The 15,205-nt window shown below is 69.0% G+C and carries 15 protein-coding genes; 12 read left to right on the top strand and 3 right to left on the bottom strand.

Annotation, left to right across the window (positions count from 1 at the left end; translation table 11 throughout):
- Positions 1-34 precede the first annotated feature (34 nt).
- Positions 35-1,546, top strand: a complete 1,512-nt coding sequence (locus EOD42_RS10525) for a replicative DNA helicase (protein ID WP_127787481.1) — start codon at positions 35-37, stop codon at positions 1,544-1,546.
- 4 nt (positions 1,547-1,550) lie between these two features.
- On the opposite strand, the gene EOD42_RS10520 is transcribed toward EOD42_RS10525, so the two are convergent.
- Entirely contained in the window at positions 1,551-2,306 is a 756-nt protein-coding gene (locus EOD42_RS10520) for an SDR family oxidoreductase (RefSeq protein WP_127787480.1), read from the bottom strand.
- 100 nt (positions 2,307-2,406) lie between these two features.
- Between EOD42_RS10520 and EOD42_RS10515 the strand changes: the two genes are divergently transcribed.
- From EOD42_RS10515 to rpsA, 11 genes are all read left to right on the top strand, one after another.
- The gene (locus EOD42_RS10515) at positions 2,407-3,306 is read left to right on the top strand and encodes an AraC family transcriptional regulator (RefSeq protein WP_127787479.1); all 900 of its coding nucleotides are present in this window, start codon (positions 2,407-2,409) and stop codon (positions 3,304-3,306) included.
- Between the two features lie 82 nt (positions 3,307-3,388).
- Positions 3,389-4,168: an MlaE family ABC transporter permease gene (locus tag EOD42_RS10510; protein WP_127787478.1), complete on the top strand. Its 780-nt coding sequence runs from the start codon at positions 3,389-3,391 to the stop codon at positions 4,166-4,168.
- Positions 4,165-4,950 carry an ABC transporter ATP-binding protein gene (locus tag EOD42_RS10505; RefSeq protein WP_127787477.1) on the top strand — a complete coding sequence of 262 codons (786 nt, stop codon included), beginning with the start codon at positions 4,165-4,167 and terminating at the stop codon, positions 4,948-4,950. The genes EOD42_RS10510 and EOD42_RS10505 overlap by 4 nt, the downstream gene beginning before the upstream one ends.
- A 134-nt stretch (positions 4,951-5,084) precedes the next feature.
- A complete protein-coding gene (locus EOD42_RS10500) occupies positions 5,085-5,519 on the top strand; it encodes a hypothetical protein (RefSeq protein ID WP_127787476.1) in 435 nt (144 codons plus the stop codon).
- A complete protein-coding gene (locus tag EOD42_RS10495) occupies positions 5,506-7,965 on the top strand; it encodes a glycosyltransferase (RefSeq protein WP_127787475.1) in 2,460 nt (819 codons plus the stop codon). The genes EOD42_RS10500 and EOD42_RS10495 overlap by 14 nt, the downstream gene beginning before the upstream one ends.
- Positions 7,966-8,013: 48 nt before the next feature.
- Entirely contained in the window at positions 8,014-8,952 is a 939-nt protein-coding gene (locus tag EOD42_RS10490; RefSeq protein WP_127787474.1) for a class I SAM-dependent methyltransferase, read from the top strand.
- Between the two features lie 129 nt (positions 8,953-9,081).
- A complete protein-coding gene (rplU, locus tag EOD42_RS10485; protein ID WP_127787473.1) occupies positions 9,082-9,396 on the top strand; it encodes a 50S ribosomal protein L21 in 315 nt (104 codons plus the stop codon).
- Between the two features lie 13 nt (positions 9,397-9,409).
- A complete protein-coding gene (rpmA, locus tag EOD42_RS10480; protein ID WP_127787472.1) occupies positions 9,410-9,679 on the top strand; it encodes a 50S ribosomal protein L27 in 270 nt (89 codons plus the stop codon).
- Between the two features lie 145 nt (positions 9,680-9,824).
- Positions 9,825-10,826 (top strand): GTPase ObgE, encoded by a 1,002-nt coding sequence (obgE, locus tag EOD42_RS10475; protein ID WP_127787471.1) that lies wholly within the window; start codon positions 9,825-9,827, stop codon positions 10,824-10,826.
- A complete protein-coding gene (gene proB / locus EOD42_RS10470; RefSeq protein ID WP_127787470.1) occupies positions 10,823-11,932 on the top strand; it encodes a glutamate 5-kinase in 1,110 nt (369 codons plus the stop codon). Before obgE ends, proB begins: the two co-directional genes overlap by 4 nt.
- A gap of 311 nt (positions 11,933-12,243) precedes the next feature.
- Positions 12,244-13,929, top strand: a complete 1,686-nt coding sequence (gene rpsA / locus EOD42_RS10465; RefSeq protein ID WP_127787786.1) for a 30S ribosomal protein S1 — start codon at positions 12,244-12,246, stop codon at positions 13,927-13,929.
- A 72-nt stretch (positions 13,930-14,001) separates the two neighbouring features.
- On the opposite strand, the gene EOD42_RS10460 is transcribed toward rpsA, so the two are convergent.
- Together EOD42_RS10460 and EOD42_RS10455 are read right to left on the bottom strand one after the other, a co-directional pair.
- Positions 14,002-14,607, bottom strand: coding sequence for a hypothetical protein (locus EOD42_RS10460; RefSeq protein ID WP_127787469.1), 606 nt, complete (start codon positions 14,605-14,607; stop codon positions 14,002-14,004).
- On the bottom strand, positions 14,607-15,065 hold the full coding sequence (locus tag EOD42_RS10455; RefSeq protein WP_127787468.1) for a hypothetical protein: 459 nt from the start codon (positions 15,063-15,065) through the stop codon (positions 14,607-14,609). Before EOD42_RS10455 ends, EOD42_RS10460 begins: the two co-directional genes overlap by 1 nt.
- Positions 15,066-15,205 lie beyond the last annotated feature (140 nt).

Below are 15,205 nucleotides of genomic sequence, written 5' to 3'. Positions count from 1 at the left end.
GGGCGCCCGCGGGCCGGGCGCGGTATCAAGGCGCATGAACAGCATCCACCCTCCGGAGTCGCAGCCCATGTTCGGGCAATCCGCACGGATTCCGCCCCAGAACCTGGAGGCGGAACAGGCGCTCCTGGGTGCGCTGCTGTCCAACAACAAGGCCTATGAGCGGGTCAGCGAGTTCCTCGCCGCCGAGCATTTCGCGGACCCCATCCACGGCCGCATCTTCAGCGCCATCCAGCGCCGGGTGGAAAACAACGCGCTGGCCGATGTCGTGACCCTCAAGGGCGAGTTCGAGCACAACGGCATGCTGGAGGAAGTGGGCGGCACCGCCTATCTCGTGCAGCTGCTCTCGGCGACCGTCGGCATCATCAACGCCGGCGAATACGGCCGGCTGATCCATGACTGCTGGCTGCGCCGCCAGCTGGTGGATGTGGGCGAGACGCTGGTGAACCGCGCCTTCGGCCTGGACCCCGAGATCGACGGCAAGGGCCAGATTGAGGCCGCCGAGCAGGAATTGTTCGAGCTGGCGACCGGCGGCGGCGGCACCGAGGGCGGCGGCATCACCTTCGACCGCGCCCTGGCCCAGGCGGTGGAGACCGCTGCCAAGGCCAAGGCGGCGGGCGGCGGCGTGTCGGGCCTGCCGACCGGCCTGCGCGACGTGGATGCGCGCCTGGGCGGCCTGCACGGCTCGGACCTTCTGATCCTCGCGGGGCGCCCCGGCATGGGCAAGACGGCGCTGGCCACCAAGCTGGCCTTCGGCGCCGCGAAATCCCTGGTGAAGGACCTTCAGCCCGGCGAGGTGCCCAAGGGCTCCGTCATCCTGTTCTCCCTCGAAATGGCGGCCGAGCAGCTGGCCAACCGTCTGCTGGCCGAGGAAAGCCGGATCTCGGGCGACCGCATCCGCCGTGGTGAGATCACGCAGCAGGAATTCGACCGCTTCTATGAGGCGAGCCGCACCCTCTCGACCCTGCCCATCGTCATCGACGACACGCCGGCCATCAGCATTTCCGCGATGCGCACACGCTGCCGGCGGCTGAAGCGCACGCGGGGCCTGGACATGATCGTGGTGGACTATCTGCAGCTGATGCGCCCGGCGCCCGGCACCAAGTCCGACAGCCGCGTGCTGGAAATCTCCATGATCACCCAGGGCCTGAAGGCCCTGGCGAAGGAGCTGCACGTGCCGGTGATGGCGCTGTCCCAGCTCTCCCGCGCCGTCGAACAGCGCGAGGACAAGCGGCCCCAGCTGTCGGATCTGCGTGAATCGGGCTCGATCGAGCAGGACGCCGACGTGGTCATGTTCGTCTATCGCGACGACTATTACCTGAAGGCGCGCGAGCCGAAGGAAAGCAACTTCGACCAGCCGGAGAAGTTCACCATCGCCCATGACCGCTGGGTGCAGGACATGGAACGCGCGCACAACAAGGCAGAGCTGTACATCGCCAAGCAGCGCCACGGCCCCACCGGCAAGATCGACCTGTTCTTCGAGGCCGAGTTCACCCGCTTCGGGGACCTGGACACCGTGCATGACGGGCCGGACCCCTACGCGGAGTGATGGCTCAGGCGGCGACGGCTTCCGCCATCCACAGTTCCGCGTCGGCGCCTGCCGGGATCTTCATGGGCGCCGTCGCATCGGTCGCGGCGTACCACACCGCCCCCGCCACATCCGTGGCATGGGTGTGCGGGCCCTCACCGCTGGTGAAGCGGGCCAGTATCGCCTCGATCATCGGCGCGTAGTCGGGGTTGTCGAGCCCGGCCAGATAGGGCGTGGCGTTGTCGCGGAACCGTGTCTCGCCGGAAGAACCCGGCAGCACCAGCCGCACGCGGATGCCCAGCGGCTCGACCTCGGCGGCCAGTGATTCGGTGAAGGCGTTCACCGCCATCTTGGCGGCGCGGTACATCCCCACCAGCGGCAGTACCTTCAGCGTGACGGAAGACGTGACGTTGATGACCACGCCCGCCCGGCGCTTCCGAAACTGCGGCAGCACCGCCTGGGTGACGGCCAGCGTGCCGAAGGTGTTGGTCTCGAACAGCTGGCGCGTGACCTCGGCCGGCGTCAGCTCGATCGGCACCGGGGCGCCGAAGCCGGCATTGTTGACCAGCACGTCGATCTCGCCCGCATCGCGCACCGCATGGGCGATGCTGATCGGGTCCGTCACGTCCAGCGCCAGGATGCGCAACCGGTCCGAGGCCGGCAGGACGGAGGGGTCCGGCCTGCGCATGGTGGCAATGACGTTCCAGCCGCGTTCGAGGAACAGGCGCGCCGTCTCCAGGCCGAAGCCCGAGGAACAGCCGGTGATGAGGATGGTCGGCATGGGTAAACTTCCGCGTTTGTGACGATGCAGAGATGGACAGGCGGCCACCGGCTTCCCACGTCGGAAAATCCTGGCTTCTTTCGCGAAAGTCCTGTTCCGCATGGTCGACCCGCTCGCTGAGATCGTGACGCTGCTGCAGCCCGCCGCCCGCTATTCCAAGCTGGTTGAGGGCGCGGGGCGCTGGCGCGTGGAACGCCCCGCCACCGGCGAGCCCTTCTACGGCGCGATCCTGGAAGGGGCCTGCCTGCTGCAGATCGGCAAGCGCCCGCCGGAAGTGGTGCGGGCGGGAGATTTCGTGCTGGTTCCCGGCTCGGAGCCGCTGGTGAACACCAGCATCGACCCGCCGCCGCCACATGTATCGATGCTGCCCACCCCGATCGCGGAGGGGCATTTCCGCGTCGGCCGGCAGGACGGGCCGGCGGATGTGCGCATGCAGGGCGGCTTCTGCAGCTTCGGATCCCCGGATGCGGCGCTGCTGGTCTCCCTGTTGCCGGAGATGGTGCTGGTGCGCGGCGAGGCCCGGCTGGCCACGCTGGTGGCCCTGGTCGGCGAGGAGACCCGCGCCCGCCGCCCCGCGCGGGACCTGGTGCTGGAACGCCTGCTGGAGGTGCTGCTGATCGAGGCCCTGCGCTGCGGCGGCAGCGGCGCGGGCACGCCGGGGCTGGCGCGCGGCCTGGCGGATGACCGGCTGGGGGCCGCGCTGCGCGCCCTGCACGCCCGCCCCGCCCATGGCTGGACGGTGCCTGAGCTGGCGCGGGAGGCATCGCTGTCGCGCAGCGCCTTCTTCGCGCGGTTCAACCGCATGATGGGGCTGGCGCCGATGGAATACCTGCTGGCCTGGCGCATGGCCCTCGCCCGCCGCCTGCTGCGCGGACGGGACATGGCGGTGGAGCAGGTGGCGGAGAAGGTGGGCTATGGCTCGGCCAGCGCCTTCGCCGTGGCCTTCGCGCGGCATGTCGGGGTGCCGCCGGCGCGTTACGCCCGCACGGCGGCCGCGTGACGCGGCTGCAACCCCTGGCTGGCCCCCATGCCTCCAGGCTGGTAGTGTGCGCTGCGATGCGACAGCTCCCCTACTCCGCCTGATGGTTACAGCCTTCCTGGCCGCTCTGGGCCGGCCGATCGTGGCGGCCTGCCGCTCCGCCGGCGATCTCGGGCTTTTTGCGCTGGAGGCGATCAGCCACGTCTTCCGCCCACCATTCTACGGGCGGCAGTTCCTGCGGCATTTCATCGAGGTGGCGTATTTCTCCCTGCCCGTGGTGGCGCTGACGGCGCTGTTCACCGGCATGGTGCTGGCGTTGCAGAGCTACACCGGCTTCGCCCGCTTCAACGCGCAGAGCGCGATCGCCAGCGTCGTGATCCTGAGCGTGACGCGTGAGCTGGGGCCGGTATTGGCCGGGCTGATGGTGGCCGGGCGCATCGGCGCGGCCATGGCGGCCGAGCTCGGCACCATGCGCGTGACGGACCAGATCGACGCGCTGACCACCCTGTCGACCGATCCGATGAAGTATCTGGTGGCCCCGCGCATCCTGGCCGCCACCGTGGCCCTGCCGCTGCTGGTGCTGGTGGCGGATGTGCTGGGCGCGATGGGCGGCTTCGTCATCGGCACGGTCAAGCTGGGCTTCGTGCCGGCCACCTATCTCAAGGCCAGCTGGGACGTGCTGCAATTGCAGGACGTGACGAGCGGCCTGGCCAAGGCCGCCGTGTTCGGCTTCGTCATCGCGCTGATGGGCTGCTACAGCGGCTATCGCAGCAAGGGCGGCGCCCAGGGCGTGGGGCTGGCCACCACCTCCGCGGTGGTGCTGGCCTCCATCCTCATCCTGGCGCTGGACTATGTCGTGACCGAGGCCTTCTTCGCGCAATGAGCAGCCAGCGACCCACCACGCTCGGCGTGAAGCTCATCGGGCTGCGCAAGGCCTTCGGCCCGAAGCAGGTGCTGGACGGCGTGAACCTCGACATCCCGCCCAACTCCTCCATGGTCGTGCTGGGCGGTTCGGGCAGCGGCAAGTCCGTGATGCTGAAATGCATCCTGGGCCTGATCCAGCCCGATGAGGGCGTGATCGAGATCGGCGGGCAGGACGTGCTGAAGATGTCCGCGCGGGACCGCACGGCGCTGATGAACCGCATCGGCATGCTGTTCCAGAACGGCGCGCTGTTCGACAGCCTGCCGGTGTGGGAGAACGTCTGCTTCAAGCTGCTGGCGCAGAAGCGCATCACCCGCCGCGCGGCCCGCGACAAGGCGGCGGAGGTGCTGGCCCAGGTGGGCTTGGCCGCCAGCGTGGGCGACCTCTCTCCGGCGGAGCTGTCGGGCGGCATGCAGAAGCGCGTGGCCCTGGCCCGTGCCGTGGCCGCGGAGCCCGAGATCATCCTGTTCGACGAGCCCACCACGGGGCTCGACCCCATCATGGGCGCCGTGATCGACGGGCTGATCGCCGATTGCGTGCACCGGCTGGGTGCCACCGCCATCTCCATCACCCATGACATGGCCAGCGCCCGGCGCATCGGCCAGCAGGCCGCCATGCTCTATCGCGGCCAGGTGGTCTGGACGGGGCCGGCCGCCCAGCTGGGTGACACCGGCAATGCCATGGTGGACCAGTTCGCGCGCGGTGAGCGCGAAGGACCAATCACGATGGAACTCCGCCGCTGATTCGTGGCAACCGGGTGAAGATAATACCTGCCTAGAAACGTTACGCAGAAGTCACTCGCTGTATTACTGCATCGCACTATCTTCCACTCGGATTGCGCCAGCGCCATGGCGCCAATCGTCGTGGGGTGGCAGCAATGATCGACGTTCGCTGGGGTCAAGCGATAACTTTCGGCAGCCGTGGTTCAGCCAAGACAGCCGCCCCGGCGGGGCTGGATTTTACAGAAGGCGATGCGTCCTGGACCACCGCGGAGTTCTGCGGCTTCCAGTTTCGACTTCCGGCCTCTCAACGTGACGTGGTCGGGCGCCTCAACATCAGTCCCTATCTGCTGAAGGACAAGGTTCTGCGGCAGGAGGTCTGGATCTTCCTCAACGGGCTGCTGGCATCGTACAACATCGTGACGGCCCCCGCTGAAATCAGCTTTACTGTGCCGAAGCCGATCGTCACGGCGCGGGATGTCCAGCTGCGGCTGGTGATCCCGACCGCCGCGCAGCCCAAAGCCCTGGGTGTCAGCGCGGATGAAAGGCGCCTTGGACTGCTGTTGCGAGAGGTAGCCTTTGCCGCCGGCTGAACACGAAGTCGAAACATCGCCCGACGCGCCGCGCGGGTCGCTGCAGTCCAGCGTCGATGTCATCACCCGCGACACCATCGCGGGCTGGGCCTGGGATCCCTCCCGCCCCGATCATCACGTCGAGATCGAGCTGCTGGTGGACGGGGAACCCCGCTTCCGCTTCCGGGCGGACCAGTTCCGGCCGGACCTGCGGGATGCCGGCATCGGCGACGGCAGGGCCGGCTTCGGCCTCAACGCGATGTCGGCGCTGCTGCCCGGGGCAGTCTGCCGGCTGGAGCTGCGCGCGGTCGAGAGCGGGCTGACGCTGCAGGGCGGCGCCGCGCTGCTGATCGACGACCAGACGCCGCTCGACGCCAGCGCCGCCGCCATGCTGGAGCGCATGGCCGACAACCTGATCGACGCGGCAGCCCCCGTCGATGAGCTGGACACGCTGCTCGGCACCGTCGGCCACGCGATGGACCGGCTGCTGCGGGCGCGGGCGCGGCACGCCCCTTCCGGCCCGCCGCCGCTGCCCGACATGCTGCGCGGCTACGATATCCTGACGCTGGAGCCGGTGGACGCCCCCGAGGTCTCCATCATCATCCCCGTCCACAACAAGTTCGAGCTGACCCACGCCTGCATCGCCTCGATGCTGGAGCGCATGCCCGCCACCAGCTTCGAGGTGATCGTCGTCGACGATGCCTCCTATGACGCGACGGTGCTGGGCCGGCTGGTGCTGAAGGGCGGCGTCCGGGTCGTCCGCAATGCGGAAAATCTCGGCTTCGTCGGCACCTGCAATGCGGGCGCGGCGGCGGCACGGGGCAAGTACCTGTTCTTCCTCAACAACGACACGCTGATGCGCCCGGGCTGGCTGGATGAGCTGGTGGCCACCTTCGCGCTGGACCCGGCCATCGGCATCGTCGGCTCCCGCCTGTTCTTCGAGGACGGTTCCCTGCAGGAGGCCGGCGGCATCATCTGGCGCGCCGGCGACGGCTGGAACTGGGGTCGCAACGGCGACGGCAGCGACCCGCGCTTCAGCTTCATGCGCGACTCGGACTATGTCTCGGGCGCGGCGCTGATGATCGAGCGCGCGCTGTTCGAACAGCTGAACGGCTTCGATACCCTCTACGCGCCCGCCTATTACGAGGACACCGACCTGTGCTTCCGCGTCCGCGCCGCCGGCCGCCGGGTGGTGGTGCAGCCCGCGTCGGAGATCATCCACCTGGAGGGCCAGTCCAACGGCACGGATGAGAACGGGCCGGGGCTGAAGCGCTATCAGAAACTCAACCGGCACAAGTTCTTCCAGCGCTGGAAGGACGTGCTGGCGACGCATCGCCTGAACGCCGACCAGCCGCTGCTGGAGGTCGAGCGCCAGGTGCGCCGGCGCCTGCTGTTCATCGATGAGAGCGTGCCGACCCCGGACAAGGACGCCGGCAGCAACGCCGCCTGGCAGCACATGCTGGCGCTGCAATCCCTCGGCTTCAAGGTGGGCTTCGTGCCGGCCGACAACATGGCCCGCATCGATCCCTATACCAGGACGCTACAGAAGCACGGCATCGAGTGCTTCTATCACCCCTGGCAGCGCACGCTGGAGGAAGTGCTGCGCCACGCCCCGGTGCCGCCGGATGTGGTCTATATCCACCGCCTGGCCAATGCGCGGAACTATCTGGGCCTCGTGCGGCGCTATGCCCCGCGGGCGCTCGTGCTCTACTGCGTGGCGGACCTGCATTTCCTGCGGATGGAGCGCGCCGCCGAGCTGGCCGGCGATGCGAAGATGGCCGCCGCCGCCGCCAGGACGCGGCAGGAGGAACTGGCGCTGACCGCCGCCGCCGACTGCTGCATCGTCCATTCCACCGCCGAGGCGGCGATCCTGGAGCCCGCCGCCCGGGTGGCGGTGGTGCCCTGGTCCATCGCGCCTTCACCGCCGCCGCTGCCCTTCGCGCAGCGCCACGGCTGCGTCTTCATCGGCAGCTTCGGCCACCCGCCGAACCAGGATGCCGTGGAATGGCTGGGCACCGAGGTCCGGCCGCTGCTGGGCGATGTGCGCGTGCATGTCTACGGCAGCGGCGACATGACGCCGCTGGTGCCACAGGACCACGGCAACATCATCCTGGAAGGCTTCGCGCCCGTGCTGTCGCAGGCGCTGCACCGGCACCGCGTCGCGGTGGCGCCGCTGCGTTATGGCGCGGGCATCAAGGGCAAGGTGCTGGACTGCCTGGCCCATGGCCTGCCCTGCGTGATGACCCCCATCGCGGCCGAGGGGCTGGACCTTCCCCCATCCCTGCAATGGCTGATCTCCGCCGACGCCGCGGCGCTGGCCGAAAAGCTGCGCCGGTTGAATGAGGACGAGGCCCTCAACACGGAATTGTCGCTGGCGGGGCTGGCGTTCATCGGCGAAAGGTTCGGCGCCGACAAGGTGGCCCGCCAGTTGGGCGATGCCCTGCGCCTGGCCGCCACCGCGCGCTGACCGAGGAGTTGCTGCTTGCTGGAAAAGACATTCGCGAAACTGGCATCCGTGCCCCCCGGAACCTGGCTGCCAGATGACGCGGACTGTTTTGACCCCGCAGAAATCAACGAGTTGGCGCGGGTGCTGGACCGGCTGCTCTATGCGCCCTCCGTCATCCGCAAGCGCCTGGAGGCGGCGGGCGTCGCGCTGACGCGCGCCGACCGCTACGGCGCGCTGCCGTCGATCGAGGCGCTGGAAGCCAGCTTCGCCCATCCCTCCCTACTGCGGCTGGAGGAGGTGTTTCCCGCGCCTGCGGTGATGCGGACCTTCCTGCTGGAGCTGGAGATCCAGGCGCGCGAGTTCCACCCGCCGGCCGCCGCCCCCTCGGCCGAGGGCTATGGCTGGCACAACGACAATTTCGCCTACAGCGACCCGCTCGCCTACTACGCCATGCTGCGCAAGTTCCGCCCCCGCACCGTGATCGAGGTGGGCAGCGGCGACAGCGCGCTGGTGGCGCTGGCGGCGCTGCGGGCCAATGGCGCGGGCCGCCTGATCAGCGTGACGGAGAACCCGCCCGAGCATCTGCGCGGCCTGCCGGGGCTGGAGTTGATCGAGGCGCCGCTGCAATCGGTGGAGACCGCCTTCTTCACGCGCAACCTGGGCCAGGGGGACGTCCTGTTCCTCGACACCAGCCACACCGTGAAGCACGACTCGGACGCCGTGCACGCGTTGCTGCGCGTGGTGCCCGCGCTGCGCCACCAGGCCTTCATCCACCTGCACGACATCGCCCTGCCCGAGACCCGGCCCCTGGGCGAGATGCGCGAGCACCAGGTCTTCTGGACCGAGCAATACCTGCTGGCGGCCTATCTGCGCGGCAACCCGCGCTGTTCCGTGCTGTACGGCAGCGCCTGGCACATGAAGCACAATGAGGCGGGGCTGCGCGCCTTCATGGCGGGGCGTTTCGCGCCGGGTGGCGGCAGCTTCTGGTTCTCCCAGCTCGGCGCCTGAGGGTTTTTGCGGCGCGCATGGCTGTCACGCCGTTGACTCTCTGCCGGGCATGAGGGTAGAAGCCCGGCTCCGGTTGGTGGGCATGGGCTCGCTGGCCCGCAGTTTTTTGACCGTTTCTTGGGGTTTCCAATGACGTTCGCAGTGATCCGCACCGGCGGCAAGCAGTACCGCGTAGTGCCGAATGGTGTTCTGACGGTCGAGAAGCTCGAGGCTGAGCCCGGTTCGACCATCACCTTCCACGATGTCCTGGCCGTTTCGACGGAAGCGGGTCTGGTTCTGGGCGCCCCCGTGGTTGCCGGCGCCACCGTGACCGCCGAGGTCGTGAAGCAGGGCCGCGGTGACAAGGTGATCATCTTCAAGAAGCGCCGCCGGCAGAATAGCCGTCGCAAGAACGGTCATCGCCAGCACGAGACCGTGCTGCGCATCACCGCGATCGCGGCCTGAGGAGTAGCACGAGATGGCACATAAAAAGGCTGGTGGTAGCTCTCGCAACGGGCGTGACTCGCCCGGTCAGCGCCTGGGCGTGAAGAAGTTCGGCGGCGAGCATGTGCTGGCCGGCAACATCCTGGTCCGCCAGCGCGGCACCAAGATGCGCCCGGGCACCAATGTGGGCCTCGGCCGTGACCACACGATCTTCTCGGTCGTGGAAGGCCACGTGAAGTTCGAGCACAAGGCCGGTGGCCGCGTGTACGTCTCCGTGGTGCCGGTGGCCCTGGCCGCCGAGTGATCCCGCGCACCCTGCCGGGTGTGTGACGCGGGGGCCTCTGGCCCCCGTTTTCGTTTGTGGCGCCGGATAACGGGCGCCCCCGCCCCCCAGCCGCCGCGCGGCGGGCCAGGCGTGGTGGGTACCGCGCGGTAGCGGCGGTAATCCCATGAAGTTCCTCGATGAAGCCAAGGTCTACGTAAAAAGCGGCGACGGCGGCGACGGCGTCATCGCGTTCCGGCGCGAGAAATACATCGAGTTCGGCGGCCCGGACGGCGGCAATGGCGGCCGCGGCGGCCATGTCTACATCCGCGCGGTTGAGGGGCTGAACACCCTCATCGACTATCGCTATGCCCAGCACTTCAAGGCCCGCAAGGGCGGCAACGGCGCGGGCAGCGACCGCACCGGCGCGCATGCCGACGACGTGATCATGCAGGTGCCGATCGGCACCCAGATCATCGACGAGGACAAGGAAACCCTGATCGCGGACCTGGACGAGGCGGGCAAGGAAATCCGCATCTGCACCGGCGGCGACGGCGGGCGCGGCAACGCGCATTACAAGACCAGCACCAACCGCGCCCCGCGCCGCGCCGACAAGGGCTGGCCCGGCGAGGAACGCTGGATCTGGCTGCGGCTGAAGCTGATCGCGGATTGCGGGCTGCTGGGCCTGCCCAATGCCGGCAAGTCCACCTTCCTGTCCGCCGTCACGGCCGCCAAGCCCAAGATCGCCGACTATCCCTTCACGACCCTCGTGCCGCAGCTGGGCGTGGTTCGCCTGAACCACAGCGAGGAATTCGTGATGGCCGACATCCCCGGCCTGATCGAGGGCGCGGCTGAGGGCGCGGGCCTCGGCACGCGCTTCCTGGGGCATGTGGAACGCTGCGCGGTGCTGCTGCACCTGATCGACGGCAGCCAGGCCGACCCGGTGGGCGCCTGGACCACCATCCGGCATGAGCTGGAGGAATACGGCGCCGACCTGGTGGACCGGCCCGAGATCCTGGTGCTGAACAAGGTCGATGCCATGACGCCGCAGGCCAAGGCCAGCCGCGTGAAGGCGCTGGAACGCGCCACCGGCCGCCCCGTGCTGCTGGCCAGCGGCGCCACGGGCGAGAACGTGCCCGAGGTGCTGCGCGAGGTGATGGACGTGATCGCCGAGGCCCGCGCGAAGTGACCCTCAACGAAGCCCGCCGCGTCGTCATCAAGATCGGTTCCGCCCTGGTGGTGGACCCCGCCACCGCCACCCCGCGTGAGGGCTGGATGGACCAGGTGGCGGCCGATGTCGCGGCGCTGCGCGCTTCCGGCAAGGAAGTGGTCCTCGTCTCCTCCGGCGCCGTGGCGCTGGCCCGCCGTGCGCTGGGCCTGACCAAGCGCGTGCTGAAGCTGGAGGAAAAGCAGGCCGCCGCCGCCGTGGGGCAGATCCGCCTGGCCGGCGCCTGGCAGCAGGCGCTGTCGGCCCATGGCATGAACGCGGCCCAGGTGCTGCTGACACTCGCCGAATCCGAGGACCGGCGCCGCTACCTCAACGCGCGCGCCACGCTGCACACGCTGCTGGAACTGGGCTGCGTGCCGGTCATCAACGAGAACGACACGGTCGCTACCTCCGAGATCCGCTTCGGCGACAATGACCGGCTGGCCGCCCGCGTGGCGGAGATGATCGGCGCCGACGCGCTGGTGCTGCTGTCCGACATCGACGGCCTCTACACCGCCGACCCGCGCAAGGACCCCGAGGCCGCGCACCTGCCGGTGGTCGAGCGCCTGACCGACGAGATCATGGCCATGGGCGGCGAGCCCCCGCCCGGCTATTCCTCGGGCGGCATGCGCACCAAGCTGATCGCGGCCAAGATCGCGACGGGTGCCGGCTGCGCCATGGCGATTTCCCGTGGGGACCAGCCGCACCCGGTGGCCGCCCTGGCCAATGGCGGGCGCAGCACCTGGTTCCTGCCGGCCCCCGAGGGCCGCACCGCCCGGAAAAGCTGGATCGCGGGCAGCATTTCCCCCAGCGGCATCCTGGTGGTGGATGACGGCGCGGCCCGCGCCCTGCGCGGCGGGCGCTCCCTGCTGCCGGCGGGCGTGCGCAACGTGATGGGCCAGTTCCAGCGCGGCGATGCCGTCAGCGTGCAGGACGCGGCAGGCCATGAGCTGGCGCGCGGCCTGTCGGCCTATGATTCCGACGATGCGGCGCGCATCGCGGGCCACCGCAGCGACGAGATCGAGGCGCTGCTGGGCTGGCGCGGTCGTGACGAGATCATTCACCGCGATGATCTGGCGCTGCTGTAGTTTCTGAGGGAATCGGGCCAATAGCCGGTTCCCGCTCGATTTTCGGCGGAAATCCAAGGATTTTGCGCCGCAAATAGCGCCGTATTCGCGATTCAATACTTGACCCAGGGCCGCCAGAGGCAGATATGCCCCCTCAAAGGGCCTTTTCGGGCCCTTTCGGGCGTTCGCGCCCTCGGAAACCGGGCGGACCGTCACGCGCCCGGAGCTCTGGCGGGGGTTTACCCGCAAGCCGTGCCCTGAAAGGTGCGCAAGCCCGGCCGACCCGCGCCATTCGCGGCCCGGCCATAGGACAAAGCCACTTGGCTGATACCATGGAAGATTTTGCCGCCCTGCTCGATGAGACGCTGGGCCCGGATACCGGTTTTGCCGGCTCCGTCGTCACCGGCCGCATCGTGCGGATCGACGACGACTACGCCGTTGTCGATGTCGGCCTCAAGAGCGAAGGCCGCGTGCCCCTGAAGGAGTTCGCTCCCCCGGGTCAGAAGGCCGAGCTGAAGCCCGGCGACACCATCGAGCTGTTCGTTGAGCGCTATGAGGACAAGGACGGCGCGATCGTCCTGTCGCGCGAGAAGGCCCGCCGCGAGGAAGCCTGGACGAACCTCGAGAAGGCTGCCAACGCCGGCCAGCGCGTGAACGGCATCATCTTCGGCCGCGTCAAGGGTGGCTTCACCGTCGACCTGGGCGGCGCCGTGGCGTTCCTGCCCGGCTCGCAGGTGGACATCCGCCCGGTGCGCGACGTCGGCCCCCTCATGGGTCAGTCCCAGCCCTTCCAGATCCTCAAGATGGACCGCGCCCGCGGTAACATCGTGGTGTCGCGCCGTGCGGTCCTCGAAGAGACCCGCGCCGAGCAGCGCGCCGAGCTGGTGCAGGGCCTGAAGGAAGGCATGATCCTGGACGGCGTGGTCAAGAACATCACCGATTACGGTGCGTTCGTGGACCTCGGCGGCGTGGACGGCCTGCTGCACGTGACCGACATCGCGTGGCGCCGCATCAACCATCCTTCCGAGGCCCTGGAAATCGGCCAGAAGGTGAAGGTGCAGGTCATCCGCTTCAACCAGGAGACGCAGCGCATCTCCCTGGGCATGAAGCAGCTGATGTCCGATCCGTGGGACGGCGTGGCGGTGAAGTACCCGGTGCAGGGCAAGTTCTCCGGCCGCGTGACGAACATCACCGACTACGGCGCCTTCGTGGAGCTGGAGCCGGGCGTCGAAGGCCTGGTGCATGTCAGCGAGATGTCCTGGACGAAGAAGAACGTCCACCCGGGCAAGATCGTGGCCACCAGCCAGGAAGTCGAAGTCCTCATCCTGGACGTGGACGAGCCGAAGCGCCGCATCTCGCTGGGCCTGAAGCAGGCCCAGGGCAACCCGTGGGATGTCTTCTACGAGAAGAACCCGCCGGGCTCCGTCATCGAGGGCGAGATCCGCAACATCACCGAGTTCGGCCTGTTCGTGGCGGTTGGCCCGGACATCGACGGCATGGTTCACCTGTCCGACCTGTCCTGGGATCAGCCTGCCGAAGTGGCGCTGGCTGCCTACCAGAAGGGCGAGACGGTCAAGGCCAAGGTGCTGGACGTGGACGTCGAGAAGGAGCGCATCTCCCTCGGCATCAAGCAGCTTGAGGCCGACCCGGCCGCCGAGGTGCTGGACCGCGTGCGCAAGGGCGACATCGTCACCGGTATCGTGTCCAAGATCGAGGCCAATGGCGTCGAGGTCCGCGTCGAGGAAATCCTCACCGGCTTCATCCGCCGCGCCGAGCTGGCCCGCGACCGTCAGGACCAGCGCCCCGAGAAGTTCGCCGTCGGCGAGAAGATCGATGCGCGCGTGATGCAGATCGACCGTGCGGCCCGCCGCCTGTCGCTCTCCGTCAAGGACAAGGAAGTGCAGGAGGAGCGCGAAGCGATGCGCGACTACGGCACCTCCGACAGCGGCGCCTCCCTGGGCGACATCCTGGGTGCTGCGATCCGTCGCCAGCGCGAGATGGCCTCCAAGGGCGAGTGATCCGGCGGGGGCCTTCGGGCCCCCTCCACATGAAGAACCCCGGCGGGCGCTGCCTGCCGGGGTTTTTTGTTGTCAGAAGGTCAGCGGCCGCCCGACCGGCACGCCGACCGAGGAAGGTGGCGGCAGGACATCCACCGGCACGCCTGGCGCTGTGCCGGCCGCGGCCGCCCGCAGGGCATCGGCGAAGCCGCTGGTGGCGGCCCGCTGGCCCGCCTGCCCGCGGGCACCCTGCACCGTCAGGGTGAAGGTGCGCCCGGACTGCAGCTCCTGCGTCAATTGGGCACTGGCCTGGGCGTCGAAGCTGCACAGGGGCAGGCGCGGGTCGCAGCGGGCGACATGGGTGTTGGGGCTGCCTTCCACCTGCACGCTGGCCGCCGTCATGGGCACGTTCATGCCGATGGTCCAGCTGCGGCCGGTCAGCGTGTAGATCACGCCGTTATACGGCAGGGCCGCCCCGCCGAAGCGCAGGGCCGCCGCGCAGAGGCGCTGGCCGGCATGGGGCCCCTGCGGCAGGGGGAAGCACACCGTCATCCAGTTGTTGTTGAGCAGGGCCACCGGCCCGCCGGAGATCGTGTTGCCGCCTGCCTCCGGCATCGCGCCCGTGATGGGCGGCTTGCCGCCGCAGGCCGCCAGCGCAAGTGCCGCGAAGGCCAGGAGGATGCGGCGGGGTGCCCTCATCACCGCACACTCAAGGTGGGACGGTCACCCAGCGCGGCAGGCGAGGTGCCCGCAGCCGCCAGCCGCAGCGCCTCATTGATGCCTGCCGTCGCCACCTGGCTGCGCATGCCGCCTCGGGCCGTCATCAGCGTGACGGCGACGCGGCTGCCGGCCTGCATCTCCTGGGTCAGCGCCATGGCGTCCTCCAGCACGCACAGGCCCGCGCCGGAGCAGCGGCCTACATGGCTGCTCGGGCGGCCTTCAACCTGGATGCTGAGCCCCGTGGCGGGCAGGTTGGTCCGCAGCATCCAGTGCCGGCCGCCATGCAGCGTATACAGGTTCGCCTGAACCTGTTGCCCCGGCTGGGACAGGTTCAGGTCCGCGCGGCAGCTCTGGCGCCGCTCGGGCGGCATGTTGGGAAAGGACACGCAGGCCACGACCCAGGCTGTGCCCGGAATGGGCGTGCTGGTCCGCTGCATGCCCGCCAGCGGGTCTGTCTGCGGCTGACTTACGAAGGTAGTGGTCGGCGTCGCCTGTTGCCCGCCGCAGCCCGCTGTTGCCAACACAACCGCCAGCATCGCGCCACGCTTCACAGAAAAACCCATCAGCCTGCTCCAGG

Origin of the sequence: Rhodovarius crocodyli, from assembly GCF_004005855.1 — a bacterium.
Lineage (GTDB): Bacteria > Pseudomonadota > Alphaproteobacteria > Acetobacterales > Acetobacteraceae > Rhodovarius > Rhodovarius crocodyli.
The sequence above is the reverse complement of the archived record's forward strand: the minus strand, read 5'-3'. Positions and strand labels throughout refer to the sequence as shown.

What these genes read in the sequence shown, in the direction of transcription:
- EOD42_RS10525 (WP_127787481.1), top strand. Translation starts at nt 35, where the DNA reads ATGAACAGCATCCACCCTCCGGAGTCGCAGCCCATGTTCGGGCAATCC.
- EOD42_RS10520 (WP_127787480.1), bottom strand. Translation starts at nt 2,306, where the DNA reads ATGCCGACCATCCTCATCACCGGCTGTTCCTCGGGCTTCGGCCTGGAG.
- EOD42_RS10515 (WP_127787479.1), top strand. Translation starts at nt 2,407, where the DNA reads ATGGTCGACCCGCTCGCTGAGATCGTGACGCTGCTGCAGCCCGCCGCC.
- EOD42_RS10510 (WP_127787478.1), top strand. Translation starts at nt 3,389, where the DNA reads ATGGTTACAGCCTTCCTGGCCGCTCTGGGCCGGCCGATCGTGGCGGCC.
- EOD42_RS10505 (WP_127787477.1), top strand. Translation starts at nt 4,165, where the DNA reads ATGAGCAGCCAGCGACCCACCACGCTCGGCGTGAAGCTCATCGGGCTG.
- EOD42_RS10500 (WP_127787476.1), top strand. Translation starts at nt 5,085, where the DNA reads ATGATCGACGTTCGCTGGGGTCAAGCGATAACTTTCGGCAGCCGTGGT.
- rplU (WP_127787473.1), top strand. Translation starts at nt 9,082, where the DNA reads ATGACGTTCGCAGTGATCCGCACCGGCGGCAAGCAGTACCGCGTAGTG.
- rpmA (WP_127787472.1), top strand. Translation starts at nt 9,410, where the DNA reads ATGGCACATAAAAAGGCTGGTGGTAGCTCTCGCAACGGGCGTGACTCG.
- obgE (WP_127787471.1), top strand. Translation starts at nt 9,825, where the DNA reads ATGAAGTTCCTCGATGAAGCCAAGGTCTACGTAAAAAGCGGCGACGGC.
- rpsA (WP_127787786.1), top strand. Translation starts at nt 12,244, where the DNA reads ATGGAAGATTTTGCCGCCCTGCTCGATGAGACGCTGGGCCCGGATACC.
- EOD42_RS10460 (WP_127787469.1), bottom strand. Translation starts at nt 14,607, where the DNA reads ATGAGGGCACCCCGCCGCATCCTCCTGGCCTTCGCGGCACTTGCGCTG.
- EOD42_RS10455 (WP_127787468.1), bottom strand. Translation starts at nt 15,065, where the DNA reads ATGCAGCGGACCAGCACGCCCATTCCGGGCACAGCCTGGGTCGTGGCC.